The 15,742-nt window shown below is 43.5% G+C and carries 12 protein-coding genes; 4 read left to right on the top strand and 8 right to left on the bottom strand.

All coding sequences use genetic code 11. The annotated features are described in order from the left end of the window. Positions 1-26: 26 nt before the first annotated feature. The 4 genes from ACYVE4_RS17560 to gatB form a co-directional block, all read right to left on the bottom strand. Positions 27-1,328: a T9SS type B sorting domain-containing protein gene (locus tag ACYVE4_RS17560; protein ID WP_461041482.1), complete on the bottom strand. Its 1,302-nt coding sequence runs from the start codon at positions 1,326-1,328 to the stop codon at positions 27-29. Positions 1,329-1,519: 191 nt separating this feature from the next. Next, positions 1,520-2,323 carry a pyrroline-5-carboxylate reductase gene (proC, locus tag ACYVE4_RS17555; protein ID WP_461041481.1) on the bottom strand — a complete coding sequence of 268 codons (804 nt, stop codon included), beginning with the start codon at positions 2,321-2,323 and terminating at the stop codon, positions 1,520-1,522. Between the two features lie 131 nt (positions 2,324-2,454). Next, positions 2,455-3,591, bottom strand: coding sequence for a redoxin domain-containing protein (locus ACYVE4_RS17550; RefSeq protein ID WP_461041480.1), 1,137 nt, complete (start codon positions 3,589-3,591; stop codon positions 2,455-2,457). Further along, a complete protein-coding gene (gene gatB / locus ACYVE4_RS17545; RefSeq protein ID WP_461041479.1) occupies positions 3,588-5,078 on the bottom strand; it encodes an Asp-tRNA(Asn)/Glu-tRNA(Gln) amidotransferase subunit GatB in 1,491 nt (496 codons plus the stop codon). Before gatB ends, ACYVE4_RS17550 begins: the two co-directional genes overlap by 4 nt. 181 nt (positions 5,079-5,259) lie before the next feature. On the opposite strand from gatB, the gene ACYVE4_RS17540 reads away from it, so the two are divergent. After that, positions 5,260-6,147 carry a cupin-like domain-containing protein gene (locus ACYVE4_RS17540; protein ID WP_461041478.1) on the top strand — a complete coding sequence of 296 codons (888 nt, stop codon included), beginning with the start codon at positions 5,260-5,262 and terminating at the stop codon, positions 6,145-6,147. A 47-nt stretch (positions 6,148-6,194) separates the two neighbouring features. Here the strand turns inward: ACYVE4_RS17540 and ACYVE4_RS17535 are convergent, their stop codons facing one another. The 4 genes from ACYVE4_RS17535 to ACYVE4_RS17520 all read right to left on the bottom strand — a co-directional run bounded on the left by ACYVE4_RS17535 (position 6,195) and on the right by ACYVE4_RS17520 (position 10,709). Then, positions 6,195-7,031 (bottom strand): phytoene/squalene synthase family protein, encoded by an 837-nt coding sequence (locus ACYVE4_RS17535; protein WP_461041477.1) that lies wholly within the window; start codon positions 7,029-7,031, stop codon positions 6,195-6,197. A 120-nt stretch (positions 7,032-7,151) separates the two neighbouring features. Beyond that, positions 7,152-8,624: a phytoene desaturase family protein gene (locus tag ACYVE4_RS17530; RefSeq protein WP_461041476.1), complete on the bottom strand. Its 1,473-nt coding sequence runs from the start codon at positions 8,622-8,624 to the stop codon at positions 7,152-7,154. A 328-nt stretch (positions 8,625-8,952) separates the two neighbouring features. Further along, positions 8,953-9,468 (bottom strand): RNA polymerase sigma factor, encoded by a 516-nt coding sequence (locus ACYVE4_RS17525; protein WP_461041475.1) that lies wholly within the window; start codon positions 9,466-9,468, stop codon positions 8,953-8,955. Between the two features lie 272 nt (positions 9,469-9,740). Further along, entirely contained in the window at positions 9,741-10,709 is a 969-nt protein-coding gene (locus tag ACYVE4_RS17520; protein WP_461041474.1) for a KpsF/GutQ family sugar-phosphate isomerase, read from the bottom strand. A gap of 107 nt (positions 10,710-10,816) precedes the next feature. Between ACYVE4_RS17520 and recQ the strand changes: the two genes are divergently transcribed. The 3 genes from recQ to ACYVE4_RS17505 all read left to right on the top strand — a co-directional run bounded on the left by recQ (position 10,817) and on the right by ACYVE4_RS17505 (position 15,729). Beyond that, a complete protein-coding gene (recQ, locus tag ACYVE4_RS17515) occupies positions 10,817-13,027 on the top strand; it encodes a DNA helicase RecQ (RefSeq protein WP_461041473.1) in 2,211 nt (736 codons plus the stop codon). Positions 13,028-13,152: 125 nt separating this feature from the next. Continuing rightward, complete coding sequence (purD, locus tag ACYVE4_RS17510) at positions 13,153-14,439, top strand: phosphoribosylamine--glycine ligase (protein WP_461041472.1); 1,287 nt, start codon at positions 13,153-13,155, stop codon at positions 14,437-14,439. A gap of 93 nt (positions 14,440-14,532) precedes the next feature. After that, a complete protein-coding gene (locus ACYVE4_RS17505) occupies positions 14,533-15,729 on the top strand; it encodes a PSP1 domain-containing protein (RefSeq protein WP_461041471.1) in 1,197 nt (398 codons plus the stop codon). Positions 15,730-15,742: the final 13 nt, after the last annotated feature.

Below are 15,742 nucleotides of genomic sequence, written 5' to 3'. Positions count from 1 at the left end.
CCAGCGTGTATGGTATGCCGTAAATGTTATCTTAAAAGCATTATGACTCCTTGATGCTCAAGAGTTTCTTTGTTGACGAGCGATGTGTAGGTTAGTTTATAAGGATAAATACCATTTAGGCATTTTTCATCCTTATACTTACCATCCCATTGTGGGTTTGCGTTTTCCTCAGAGTAAATAACTTCTCCCCAACGATTGTAAATCAAGAGTTTAATTTGAATTCCTTCAGTAACTATTAGTTTGAAGGTATCATTCAACTGATCGTCATTAGGTGTGAAAACATCTGGTGCAAAAACTGTAGAAGAGCAGGGACCAGTTACTACTATCGTTCTTTCTACTGAGCAATTAAATTGGTTGGTAACTTTTACCTTGTATACACCCGACTGCTGTACTTCTATTATTGGAGCAATATCACCTGTAGGTTCCCATTGATATACCAATCCTTTGCCTGTAGCTCCTGGCTCAAGTGAAATTGAGGCTGAGTTGAGGCATAATTTCTCATCTGATTTAATGCTAGGCTGTTCAGGAATTTCAGTTATATTTTTTACGGCAATAGCAGTGCAACCATTTCGATCTGTGGCTGTAACACTATAAGGCCCACTTATTTTGATTCTATTTTTAGAACTATTTGGATTCTCTCCTCCGCTCCATTTGTACGAATCTCCTCCACTTACAGTTAAGGTCACACTACCACACTCTGCCAGACTATCTGCTATGATAACAGGATATGAAGGATCTTGTAGACCCCAAGTAATATTAGTATAATACTCAGGAGTTTTAGAGTTGATAGTCAGGCAAGTAAAAGTTCCTGGAAATAAAATAATTGTGTAACCTTCTACGCCACTTAACGAATAGGAATCTATAAAATCCATTCCACCACCATCATATACGACATTATAGGGCTGGGAAAAACTAAGTGTAACACTCACATTTTTACCAACTATCTTATCTACTTGACCTAATGAGGAGATCAAAAGAACAGGGTTTGTTACAGGTTCAGAGAAGCACATAGTTGTTATCCCTCCATTTGAATCTAGCCATTCTGTTTGTGGTACAGTTGAATTAGGAACTGCAGAGAAACCGCTGAATTTACTGAATGCGCTAAAGTTGTATATGGTATTTGTCGAGGAGAACGCATAATTAGCAGACATTGTAACATTGACTGTTTTTTGCCCAACAGTTATAGTTCCTTTGGCTTGATTACCTAAAAATTCTCGCCAAGTTGTCCATGAATAACTTTGTTTGCATTGAGCTTCTAATTCGCTGGCTTGTGGTAGAATAAAACAAAGGAGAAATAATGCTCTCCAAATAGTGTTAAATGTAGCCATACCCTTGATCTGTAGAATACAAATGTTAATCTATGGTTTATGGATTTGGCTATATACCAATCGGAAAGATATAATAACGATTTACTTCGATTCTAACAAAGAGCCTAACCTATCTTTTACTAAAAGAACAGATGCTGTGTATTCAGGAACCAGTATAGAATCCTAAATACACAGTATGAACTTATCTGATTTCACCCTTTCGACAATTCTGTTGCTCGCACCTGAGCGGCTTTAATTCCCGCAACGAGCGTATCTGATAAAGCACCGCTTTCAAATGTGCGTAAAGCGGCTTCAGTTGTACCACCTTTGGAAGCTACTGCTTTAATGAGATCGTCTAACGATTTGTCTGCGGTATTAATCAGGTGATAAGCGCCGAGCATGGTTTGCTTTACCAATAAAGCCGAAACGGCATCGTCGAAGCCCATTTGTTTGCCGGCCTCAATCATTGCCTTTACAACATAATAGAAATAAGCCGGACCACTGCCACTAAGAGCCGTTACGGCATCGAGCATCGATTCATCCTCCAGGAAAATAGAGCGCCCGGTAGCATTGATCAGATTTTCGACTCGGCGCAGATTTGCCAGATCAACCTCTTTTGCCGCCGTAAATCCTGTGATGCCCATACCCAGCATAGCGGGCGTATTAGGCATGGCTCTGACGACTAAAAAATGCCCCAACTTCTCTTGAATTTGCGAAATGGGAATGCCTGCCATGATAGACAAAATCACTTGCCGGGGTTGAATAACTCCTCGTAGAGCTTCGTATACACTATTAAAATCCTGAGGTTTTACCGACAAAATGATTAAATCGGTTTCGCCAACATGGGGACCGATCGTATCGACAACAATACCGGCTTTTTCGGCTTTTAAAGCTTCGGACCGATCGGCGCTTTTTTCAATTAAGAGAAGGTTTTCTTTTTTTACCAGATCGTATTGTAAAAATGATTTGGCAAAAGCCATGCCCATGTTACCACAGCCGACAATAGCGATTTTCATCGTTTTGATGCGTTAATTGGTGAATCAATCAATAAGAGAATTAGCGCTGATGAAGCGTCGCAATGGCATGTCGCCAAATAAAAAGGCCAGATTTTAAATCTGGCCCTGCAAATTTACTACTTACCAGTCGCTTATTGACCAGCTTTCAGTACTTCTTCTAATTTTTGCTCCAGTGCTTCGCCCCGTAAGTTTTTGGCAATAATTTTTCCCTCTTTATCTAGTAAAAACGTAGCTGGGATTGCCTGAACGCCATATTGCTGGGCAGCTGCCGATTGCCAGAATTTGAGATCCGAAACGTGTGTCCAGGTTAGGTTGTCGTTACGAATGGCTTTCGTCCAGTTCGCTTTTGCCTGATCGAGCGAAACGCTGTAAATAGCAAATCCCTTGTCTTTGAACTTGTTATACATTCTGACAACGTTTGGGTTTTCGGCCCGGCAAGGTCCACACCACGACGCCCAGAAATCGATCAGTACATATTTACCTCGCAGAGAAGAAAGTGGAACAGGAGTACCTGTGGTATCGGTCAGAGCAATTTCGGGAGCTTGTGCGCCAATCGATACGCCTTTGATCCGAGCTACCCGGCCAATCAGCGATTTAGCATGAGGGCTATTGGGGTTCTCTTTCTCAAATTTTTGCGCTAGTGCGTCGTAAGTGGCAAAATCCGTCTCGATGTTAATGAAATTTAGCGCAAACAACGACACCAGTGAAGTTCCCATTTCAGGGAGCATAGCCTTTACCTTATTGACAACATCCTGCTCAGCAGCCTGATATTCCTGCTCAATCTGCGCGATTTTCTTGTTATCTTTCTTTTCGGTGGCAGCCGCTACCTGTTTATTCCACATCGTTACCTTAGCTTCCATATCCTTACGAAGCGTATTTAGCTTATCGTAATATTCCATGTTTTTGGAACCCGTTATGGATGCTTTGCCAATTTGCCCTGTCTTCTGATCCATGGCATAACCATCGGCCATAACATTGAGCGTTTCACCACCTTCAAGTAGGAGGGCCATTTTCTGGCCACCTCCCACATTGAGAATCAGCACTTCACCACCATCGGCTACTTTGCCATTGAGCGTGAAGGTGTTCCCCGCTTCTACTTTCGTGGAGTCGATTTTGCGGGTGGGTTGTGAATTTGTTTCCAGAAATACATAACTGCCTGGCGCTGCTTTGTTGATTTTTCCCTTAACAGTAAAGGGTTTGGTGGTTTGAGCATTGGCCATCAGGCTAAGGGCCATGAATCCTGCGAGGCTGAATACTACGTTTCTCATTTTTTCTGTAAAGTCTTCGCTAATAACTCATTCACTAATTTGGGATCAGCCGAACCTTTCGATTTTTTCATCACTTCGCCGACAAACATGCCCAGTAAATTCTTTTTGCCTTTTTGATATTGCTCAACTTTATCGGGCCAGGCACCCAGTACTTCTTCTACCAACGTTTGTAATGCATCGGTATTGCGGTTCTGCAGCAAACCGTTAGCTTGTGCTAAATCACCAGGTAACGCATCGGGTTGATCGATCATCAGCGAAAATACTTGCTGAGCAGCTGTTTGGCTAATAGTGCCCTTATCAACTAGTGTAATCAACGCAGCCAGTTGTTCAGCCGAAACCGGAAACTGCCGATCACGTAATGTTTTCTCGTTGAGTTGGCCTTTCACAGGACCCATAATCCAGTTCGAAGCAGCTTTATAATTCGTTGTATGCTGGCAAACTGTTTCAAAATAGTCGGCTAATTCTTTCGCATCGGTCAACAACGCGGCATCGTAATCTGGTAATCCATAAGTCGTTGTGAATTTCTGGAACAATGCAGTTGGCAACATCGGCATCTGTGCCTGAATATCAGCCAACCATTCATCAGAAATCACGACGGGCGTTAGGTCAGGATCGGGGAAATAGCGATAGTCGTTCATCGTTTCTTTCTCCCGCATGGCATAACTGAGGCCGGTGTTCGCATCGAATGTGCGCGTTTCCTGCACAATGCGCCCACCTGATTCGGTAAGTTCGACCTGACGTTTAAATTCGCTATCGACTGCCCGCATGACATTTCGAATGGAGTTCAGGTTTTTCACTTCAACCTTCGTGCCGAGATTTGTCGCGCCTTTAAGTCGAATGGAAACGTTTACATCGCAACGCAGCGAACCTTCTTCCATGTTGCCATCGCAAATACCCAAATACCGGACCAGCCGACGAACTTCGGTCAAATATTGCCCTGCTTCATCGGCCGTATGGATACAAGGGTCTGTGACCATTTCAATGAGTGGTGTTCCAGCGCGATTGTAGTCTAATTGAGTGGCCCATTCGTCGCCATCGTGAATACTTTTGCCAGCATCTTCTTCAAGATGAATATGATGTATTTGAATGGTTGTTTGGTAAGGTTGCCCCGTTACCGGATCTTTTACTTTCACCGAAATGCCCCCACCGACGCAAACAGGGCCCTTATCCTGCGATAGCTGATAGCCTTTCGGAAGATCGGGATAAAAGTAATTTTTTCGGGCAAATATGTTCCGGCGTGTAATCTCGCTGCCACAGGCAATCCCCATCCGAACAGCGTATTCAACGGCTTTTCGATTCAATTTGGGCAACGTGCCTGGGTGACCAAGCGTAATCACACTAATATTTGTATTCGGCTCGGCACCAAACGCATTGGCATCGGCCGCAAAAATTTTGCTTTGCGTAAGCAACTGGCAGTGTACTTCCAGCCCGACAACGGCTTCGTAGCGGGATAAGACATCTGGCGAAAGGGTCGCTTCGGCTACCATTAGTAAGAAGAATTATTTTGACAAAGATAGGCAGAAATAAAACAGGGGGTTATGCTTGTAAATGGCTTTAGTGTGTTTCAAAAAAGTACCGAACAATAAATAGTTAGAATAAAATATGGCCGCAGAGTAAACTTTTAGTCTAAACCGTAACAGGCACTTTTGAAAAAAATATACCCACAAAATGGATACCCAAACAGTTGAACTTGTTAAAGAAGGAACCATCGTTGTCGAGAAAAAATACCGACTGAGTTACGAAGAGTTTTCGAAAAAGCACCTATTTGGTAATTACCCGGTCGTAATTGGAGATGCCTGCGCTGCCTGGTCGGCTAAGGATAAGTTTACGCCCGAGTTTTTTAAGAAACATTATAGTGATCGGGAAGTAGAAATAGCAGGTAAAAAATACAATTTCGGCTATTTTCTCGATTGGATGATGACGGCCACTGAAGATAATCCAGCACCTTATCCGTGTACTCTCCAAATTGAGCGGGATTATCCAGAATTACTGCCCGACGTTTTGCCACGCCTTAAATATGCCCTGCCTGATCGGATCAAGAGCAAATTGTTGCCTAATCGACTATTGTCGGGAGCAAATACGCTGGAGATCTTTTTTGGTAGCCCCGGCGGACAGTTTCCGTATGTGCATTACGACTATATGTGTCTTCATGCGTATATCACACAACTGTATGGCTATAAGGAGTTTACGGTCATTCCGCCGGACCAAACGCCTTATGTTTATCCAGATCCCGAAAACATTTGGGTATCGCAGGTAAAGGATATTAAAAAGCCGGATTTAGAGAAATTCCCCCTCTTCGCCAAGACAACGCCTGTTACGTTCGTCGTTGGTCCTGGCGAAACTTTATTTATTCCCTGTGGCTGGTGGCACACAGCTCGTTCTTTAACACCAACCATTTCGATTGCACTTGACGCGCTGAATGAGTCGAACTGGAAGAACTTTATGAACGAAGTCGATATGAATATGCAAAAACGTAAACCCAAACTGGCCAAAGCAGTTCAGGCTTATTTGTCGGTACTGGGTGGCGTTTTGGGAACTGTTGAAAAGTTAGCTTAATGTAGTATTGGAGGGATGACAAAAAAGGATTAGCCTATCTATCCAAATCATAGCGCATTCAGCCGGTACTTCACATACGTTTGCGCTAACAAAGCAAATTTTTGCGAGTTAGGTACTCGAATTCGCTCGTTCTGAATACAGGAAGCTGAGGTCTTTTTGATTTTGTTGAACAGCGTTTGGTAATAAATATAGGCTAGGTAAACGCCCATTCTGGCTCCTCGAGGCAAATTGATGATACCTTCATAAGCAGCGTCGAAATCGTGTTGAATATCGGTTTCGATGCTGTTTTTTGTATTCAGATCAAAGTGACTAAAATCGATGCCCGGAAAGTACGTTCGTCCGCGCTCAACATAATCACTTTTCATATCGCGCAGAAAATTTACTTTTTGAAAAGCGGCCCCTAATTTCCGGGCAGGCTCGGCTAATCGATCAAATTCCTTCGGATTACCCTCACAAAATACCCGTAGGCACATTAGCCCAACGACTTCTGCCGATCCATAAATGTATTCCTGATATTTGTCGGACGTATAATCCTGATAATACAGATCCATCTCCATGCTTTTCAGGAACGCATCAATCAGCTCGTTTTCGATGTGGTATTGGCTGACAACCAGCTGAAAAGATTGTAAAACAGGGTTTAGGCTGATGCCTTCTTCAATGGCCTGATAGGTATCGTGTTTAAAACGTTCGAGTAAGGTCTTTTTGTCGTAATCGTGAAAGGTATCCACAATTTCGTCGGCATAGCGAACAAATCCGTAGATGGCGTAGATGGGGGAGTGAAACTTACGGTCGAGGGTTTTAATGCCTAATGTAAACGACGTACTGTAGCGCTCAGTAATTAATTTACTGCATTCCAGGGCCGTTTTATTGAACAATGCCATCATAAACGTAAAATAGGAAGGGTTAATAGGTAACTACAAGCACCAGAAACTGAGTATAAAGAGAACTAGATTTAAGCTTTTGTTGCGTAATCAGTATTTCTTAGCTAACGCTTTCCGCTAAAACTAAACAAATTCTTTGGCAACCTCATCAGCCACAACTAATCCTGAGATTAGCGATGGGGGCACTCCGGGGCCTGGCACAGTCAGTTGACCGGTGTAGAACAAGTTGTTCACCCGTTTGTTCTTGATGGATGGTTTTAAAATTGCAGTTTGTCGAAGCGTATTTGCCAAACCATACGCATTTCCACGGAAAGCGTTGTAGTCACTTTTGAAATCGCTGTGCGCATAACTACGTTTGAAGACAATATGACTGCGGATATCTCCGCCAACATAAGCTTCGAGCCGATCCATAATCAGATCGAAATAGTGTTGTCTAGTGGTCTCATTATCAGCTAAATCGGGCGCTACGGGAATTAAGAGAAACAGATTCTCGCAACCTTCGGGAGCTACGCTAGGATCAGTTTTGGAAGGTGCCGACGCGTAAAAAAGAGGTTTCGTCGGCCAGCGGGGCGTTTCATAAATTTCCTGGGCATGAAGTGTAAAATCTTCATCGAAGAATAGATTATGATGCTGTAAACGAGGTACTCGCTTATTTACACCCAAATAAAATAGCAGAGACGAAGGTGCCATAACCCGCTTTTGCCAGTAACTATCGTCATAATTGCGATAATTGCTCTCGACCAACTGCGTTTCGACATGATTATAATCGGCTCCTGCAATAACTACATCGGCCTCAAAAATGCCATCTTCTGTAATGACTCGCTGAGCTTTTTTATTGATTACCTCAATTTTTTTGACTGGCTGATTCATCAAAATTTTTACGCCCTTTTCCTCGGCCAAGCTCACCATTGCTTTCACAATTTCGTGCATACCACCCATTGGATACCAGGTCCCTAACGCCATTTCAGCATAATTCATCAGACTATACATGGCAGGTGTATTTTCGGGAGTAGCCCCCAAAAACAATACCGGAAACTCAATGATTTCGAGCAAACGAGGATGCTTGAAAAACTTACGAGCGTGCGTAGAAAACGACTGAAAAACATCTAGTCGCGTAACGTCATACAGCAATTTAAGACTCAGAAATTCAGTAATCGACCGGCTTGGCTTCCAGACAAATTTGTTCATGCCAACGTCGTACTTATAAGATGCCTGCTTTAAAAAGTTTTTCAATTTAGAGCCGCTGCCAGGGTCTATTTTCTCGAAAAGATGTTCAAGTGGCTCGATGCCAGCAGGCAAATCGACGGATTCATTCGGACCAAAGACAACCGAATAGGAGGGATCTAATCGGACAAGTTGGTAATAATCAGATGTTTTTTTGCCGAAGCGGGCAAAATACGCGTCAAAAACGTCGGGCATCCAATACCAGCTTGGCCCCATATCGAATGTAAAACCTTTGGCCTGAAAAACTCGCGCTCGGCCTCCCGGCATCGAATTTTTTTCAAGGATGGTAACGTCGTATCCTTTATCGGCAAGACTAGTAGCGGCAGAAAGCCCGGCGAACCCGGCTCCAATCACAAGAACGCGCTGAGGCATTAGGCAATAAATTGATTGAGTGTACGGATAATAGCCAGTTGAAGCAATTTGTTGTTGGCTTACCCGAAAATTTTGGGAAAGATAGTGAACTGAAATCCGTTTGATTCTAATCTATACTGGATTTATCCCTATACGTTCCGATTTGACCAGTAGAGAAGTTCTGGTTCAAATACATAAGATTGCTAATGCTATGCGCTGATAATCAGGGTATATAAAACAAAAAAAGTTGGGCAGATGCCACCCAACTTTTTCGAACCTTCCTCTTTTTTAACCAAAAACTACTCAATCAATATGTCTTAGACGAAGGTTCCGTCAGAAAGTCTCGCGTTTATGAATTAAAATATGCATAAACTTTTAACTGGTCCTTCAATTCTTTCCGGGCAATGTGAATTCGGTTTTTCACTGTGCCTATGGGGATGTTTAGTTTCGCTGCAATTTCGTGGTATTTAAAACCGCGGAAATGCATCATGAATGGGGTTTTGTAAGTATCGTCGAGGTCGTTTACGGCCCGATTGATATCATCCTGAGCGAAAGACGAATAAGCTAAATTATCCGTGCTGCTTTCGATTGAATTTATATAGTGTAAATTATCAGTTGTGTCGATAAACGTATTCTTCCGAACCATTCGCTGATAGTTTGTAATGAATGTGTTTTTCATGATGGTGTACAACCAGGCTTTCAGGTTCGTCCCATCCGTATACTTATCACGATTGGTAAACGCTTTCAAAAGAGTATCCTGTAAAAGGTCGTTCGCATCTTCAACATCTTTCGTTAGACGGAGCGCGAATGGGCGTAGAGACTTAGATACTTTGCCAATATGATTAGTAAATTCGAGAGCGGTCATGGCTGTTTAAGTTTTTCTGTTGAATCACATCTGCTCAATGATAAACAAAAAGACAACCATTCTTTTCGAAACTTGATGTATATCGTTTGCTTTCGTTGTAAATTATTGAAATTCAGAAGTTTGTACTAATGTAAATTTATTGAGTGATGGTATGCCATTTCGAGGATTTTTTTGTGGACTGTGGAAAATTTCCCCCATTGTGTGGAATGTGGGGTGTGGACTTTGTTTAATCTTTCCACAAAATTGTTTAACAGAAACACTGAGAGAATTTATCAGACCAATCCCTCTTTTAGTAAGTCGTGTAAGTGAATAAAGCCTTGAATATGACCTTCTTCAGCGACAATAAGCTGCGTAATATCACGCTCCTGCATCACCTGTAGGGCGGCAACAGCATATTCATCTGGGGAAACACAAACAGGATTTGCTGTCATAACGTCCTGTGCACAGAGTTGCCAAAAAGATTCGTGGTCGTATGCCATTCGCCGGATATCGCCATCGGTAACAATCCCTGTCAACAAACCGTCTTCACTAACTACGGCTGTAGCACCTAATAAATTGGCTGAAATTGTGAAGATTACGTCTCTGACAGGTGTATTGAGTAATACTTGTGGGCACTTATTGTGTGGAAAAATATCAGCGACTTTTAGATACAATTTTTTACCCAGCGAACCGCCGGGATGGTATCGTGCAAAATCCTGTCGGGTAAATCCGCGAAGCTCTAATAAGCTGACGGCTAATGCATCACCCAACGCCAAAGCGACTGTTGTACTAGTTGTAGGTGCTAAGTTCAGCGAATCCGCTTCCTGCTCGGCATAAGCATGAAGTACGTAATTAGCATGTCGGGCTAAATAAGAATCGCGCGCGCTTACCATGGCAATAAGTTGAACGCCTGTCCGCTTCAGGAGTGGAACTAATACCTTAATTTCAGCAGTATTGCCACTTTTGGAAATAATCAAGATAACATCATTATCCTGAATCATACCCAGGTCGCCGTGAATAGCGTCGGCTGCGTGCATAAATAAAGATGGTGTGCCAGTCGAATTCATCGTCGCGACGATTTTTTGACCGATTAGTGCACTTTTCCCCACGCCCGTTACCACCAATCGACCTGTAGATTGAAGCAACGTCTCGACGATAGAATCAAACTGATCGTCAAGCAAATCAACTACGTTACGAATGGCTTCCGCTTCTGCCAGCAGTACTTGCTGGGCGATATTCTTAGGATTTTTTATTACTTTCAATGGTAGTTGTAGTAATCAGGAATCGTTTGCTGCGTATATTCGCTAACTTTATAAAACAAAGATACGGCAAGCAAACAGAGTAAAGTAACTTTTGTACGATTTGTAGAATGATGCAAGTTGATGAGTCGGTTCATGCTACGCTAAAAGAACGACTAAAAGAAATATTTGGGTACAGTCAATTCCGAGGTGAACAAGAAGCCATTATTTATAATATCCTGGCCGGGCGAAATACGTTTGTGATTATGCCCACCGGAGCTGGTAAATCATTGTGCTACCAACTGCCTGCCATTGTTAGCGACGGGACTGCCGTTGTCATTTCGCCCCTTATTGCCCTGATGAAAAATCAGGTTGATCAATTAAATGCCTTTGGAATTAACGCACAATTTCTGAATTCGACGCTGTCGAAAGCAGAGATGAATAAGGTTAAAAAGGATACCTTGAACGGTTCTCTTAAGCTACTTTATATTGCGCCTGAGTCCCTGACAAAGGAAGAGAATTTGGACTTTTTGAAGAAAGCCAACATTTCTTTCGTGGCAATTGATGAAGCACACTGTATTTCGGAATGGGGGCACGATTTCCGTCCGGAGTATCGGAAAATCCGGGGAATTGTTGATAACATCGGTAATCTACCAGTTATCGCGCTTACCGCTACGGCTACGCCGAAAGTGCAGCAGGATATTCAGAAAAACCTCCAGATGGAGGACGCCAATCTGTTTAAAACGTCATTCAATCGGAAGAATTTATACTACGAAATAAAGCCTAAGGTTGACTCCAAAAAGCAACTGATTAAATACATCAAGCAGAATAAAGGCAAGTCAGGCATTGTCTATTGTTTAAGCCGCAAAACGGTCGAAGAAATTGCCGAATTGCTAAGCGTTAATGATGTAAAAGCACTTCCTTATCACGCTGGTCTGGACCCGCAGACTCGCATGCACAACCAGGATGCTTTCCTCAATGAGGATGTCGACGTGGTTTGCGCAACGATTGCGTTCGGAATGGGTATCGACAAACCCGACGTTCGGTTTGTGATTCACTACGATGCGCCAAAATCGCTCGAAGGATATTATCAGGAAACGGGTCGGGCCGGGCGCGATGGATTGGAAGGTAACTGCCTGATGTTCTACAGCTACGACGATATTGTTAAGCTGGAGAAATTCAACAAAGACAAACCGGTTACCGAACGCGATAACGCCAAGCATCTGCTGACAGAAATGGTTTCGTACGCCAATCTGGGTGTATGCCGTCGGCGTCAGTTGTTAGGCTATTTTGGCGAATTTCTGGATAAAGACTGCGGCTTCTGCGACAACTGCCTAAAAGCAACCGAGAAGTTTAAGACGCAGCATGAAGTTGTGTTAGCATTGCAAACCGTCTTACAGACCGATCAACGTTTCGACGTAGCTCACCTAGCCGATGTACTGACCGCTACTCATAATCAGTATGTTACCAGCTACGAACATGATAAACTAAACGTTTACGGAAAAGGACGTGATTTTAGTGAAGACTGTAATTATTGGTGCTCACTGATTAAGCAGATCACTATTTATGGCTATCTGGAAAAGGATGTCGATAATTATGGTGTGCTGAAACTGACGCAAAAAGGGCTGAACTATATCGAAGATCCGTATCCAATTACGCTGGCGAAAGATCATAATTACGAAGAATCAGAGACTGATTCAAAAGATGACGACGATAAAGATTCGACTCCATCGGCAGGTGGCGTATCGTACGACGAAGAGCTGCTCGGCTTGCTGAAAGCACTTCGGAAGAAAATTGCCAAAGAAAAGAATTTGCCACCCTATGTAATCTTCCAGGAAACTTCGATGGAAGAAATGGCGACTACCTACCCCACTACGCGCGAAGAAATGGCGCAGATCAATGGAGTCGGGATGGGCAAAGTACAGAAATTTGGCCGACCATTTATTGAGCTAATTGCCAAATATGTCGAAGAAAATGAGATTGAAACGGCTCAGGATGTCGTTGTAAAATCAACGGTTAATAAATCAAAAGTCAAAATATTTATTATCCAGCAGATTGACCGGAAAATTGATTTGGATGAGATTGCCGAATCCAAATCATTATCGATGGAAGATTTGATGGAGGAAATCGAGCATATCTGTTATTCAGGAACACGACTTAATCTGGATTATTACATTAATCAGGTAATGGATGAAGACCGACAGGATGAAATTTACCACTACTTCATGAATGCCGAAAGCGATAACATCGCCATAGCTATGCGTGAATTTGGGGGAGACGATTTCACAGAACAAGACCTGCGCCTAATGCGCATCAAATTCCTGTCGGAAGTAGCTAACTAAGTGATAATAGTGATGAGCGATGAACGATGAATGATGAGTTTGCTGACGCGCTCAGTAATTGCTGGGGTCAATAAACTCATCATTCATCGTTCATCGCTCATCACTATCATCACCTATCACTCTTTATGAATATACTTATACTGGGGTCGGGTGGGCGTGAACATGCCTTCGCCTGGAAATTAGCGCAAAGCCCCTTGTGTGATAAATTATTTGTAGCACCAGGTAATGCCGGAACAGCGCAGGTCGCCACGAATCTGCCGGTTAAATACAATGATTTCCCAGCGGTTGCGAAAGCGGTTCGTGATGAAAAAATTGATCTGCTGATTGTTGGGCCAGAAGAACCATTAGTAAAAGGAATTGTTGATTTTCTTCGTCAGCAACCTGATTTAAAAGATCTTCGGATTGTTGGACCCAATGCCGAAGGGGCGCAGTTAGAGGGGAGTAAGGATTTCTCCAAGCAGTTTATGGTACGCCACAGTATTCCTACGGCGGCTTCTAAATCATTTACAGCGTCGACCTTACAGGAAGGGTTGGTTTATTTAGAAAGCCATTCGTTGCCTGTTGTTTTAAAGGCAGACGGCTTGGCTGCCGGTAAGGGCGTAATCATAGCAGAAACCTTATTGGATGCCCAAACGGCCCTTCGGGATATGCTCGACGGACAGAAGTTTGGCGAGGCTGGCAGCAAGGTCGTTGTGGAGCAGTTTTTGCGAGGGATTGAACTATCGGTATTTGTTCTGACTGATGGTGAAAACTACAAAATTCTGCCTGAAGCGAAAGATTACAAACGCATTGGCGATGGAGATACCGGGCCTAATACGGGTGGAATGGGAGCCGTATCTCCCGTCGTTTTTGCAAACCGGAACTTCCTGCAAAAGGTTGAAGATAAAGTGGTTAAGCCAACATTGTTGGGTCTGCAAAAGGAGAATATACGCTATCAGGGCTTTATTTTTGTAGGGCTGATGAAAGTGAACGGCGAACCTTACGTGATTGAATACAATGCGCGTATGGGTGATCCGGAAACCGAAGTCGTTTTGCCACGTATCCAAAGCGATTTTGTTGAATTAATGGTCGCTACGGCTGATGGCGAACTAGACAAAATTTCTGTGCAAGTTTCGCCACAAACAGCTGTAACAACCATGCTGGTATCAGGTGGTTATCCGGGTGACTATGAGACAGGTAAAATCATTTCTGAACTGGAACGTTTAGAAGATGTAACAGCTTTCCATGCCGGAACGCTGGACAAAAACGGTCAGGTAGTGACCAATGGCGGGCGAGTTCTGGCTATAACAGCACAGGCAAACTCGCTCGAAAATGCCGTCCGAAAGTCGCAGGAAGCGGCCCGGATGGTGCAATTTGATGGGAAGCAATACCGAAAAGATATCGGGGTCGACCTGATTCGGTACGCTGATTAACTATAAGTGATGAGTGATGAACGATGAGTGATAAACGGTCAGCTACCGAAAACACTCATCGTTCATTACTCATCGTTCATCACTTTACTATATATGAGTTGTAAGTCCTGTGCAACGGGTGGGTGTGGAACCCAACGTGGCGCATCCGACGGGCAAAAAACGGCCACAGCAGGATGCGGAAGCGGAGGGTGTAGCACCGGAGGTTGCAATAAATTAAATTCGTTCGATTGGCTGAGTGATATCGCCATGCCGGGCAAGAGCCGATATGATGTTGTAGAAGTAAAGTTTAAAGGTGGTCGTAAAGAATATTATCGCAATGTTCACCAACTTGACTTAACGACTGGCGATTATGTTGTGGCTGAAATGCAATCGGGATACCACATTGGAGCCGTTTCGCTTCAGGGAGAACTGGTGCGATTGCAGGTGAAAAAGCGGGCCGTCAAAATCAATGACGATACTAAAGTCATTCACCGAATTGCTACTCCAAAAGATATGGAACGGCATGAGCAGGCTGTTCTGCGCGACCTTCCATCGCTATATCGTTCCCGCGAAATTATCCGCGAATTGAAGCTCAATATGAAATTGTCAGACGTTGAGTTTCAGTCTGATAATACAAAAGCGACGTTTTATTATTCGTCGGAGGAGCGGGTTGATTTTCGGGAATTAATCAAGATGCTGGCGAGTGAATTTAAGGCTCGGATTGAGATGCGTCAGATTAGCCTTCGGCAGGAAGCCGGGCGATTAGGCGGCATTGGTTCCTGCGGTCGCGAACTTTGTTGTTCGACCTGGCTGACTGATTTCAAGAACATTGCTACTTCGGCTGCTCGATACCAAAATCTGTCCTTAAATCCAGCGAAATTATCGGGTCAGTGTGGGCGATTGAAATGTTGTCTGAACTACGAGTTGGACACTTACATGGATGCCCTACGTGATATTCCAACGATTGAAAAACCACTGGAAACGCAAAAAGGTAGAGCCTTTTTGCAGAAAACAGACATTTTCCGGAAGCTGATGTGGTTTGGCTATAGTGCCGAAAGCACTTGGCATGCCTTGCCGATCAGTCGAGTACTTGAAATCGTAGAGCTCAATAAAAATGGAGTCGTCCCCGAATCGTTTGATGTGTTGACGCCTATCGGCGAAAAAGAAACGGTACCTGTAGCCGCTCTCAACAGTGATCTTCAGAAGCTCGACGCGAAGTATAACTCCAAGCCAGGCAAGAAGAAAAAGAAGAAACCGAGAGGAACAGAAGGAAATTCTCCTAAGCCTTCTCCAAATGGTAAAACTTCCTGACAAAAATCCCAGC

The sequence above is a fragment of the Spirosoma harenae genome (genome assembly GCF_054776975.1).
This window is presented reverse-complemented; position numbering and strand designations above follow the sequence as displayed.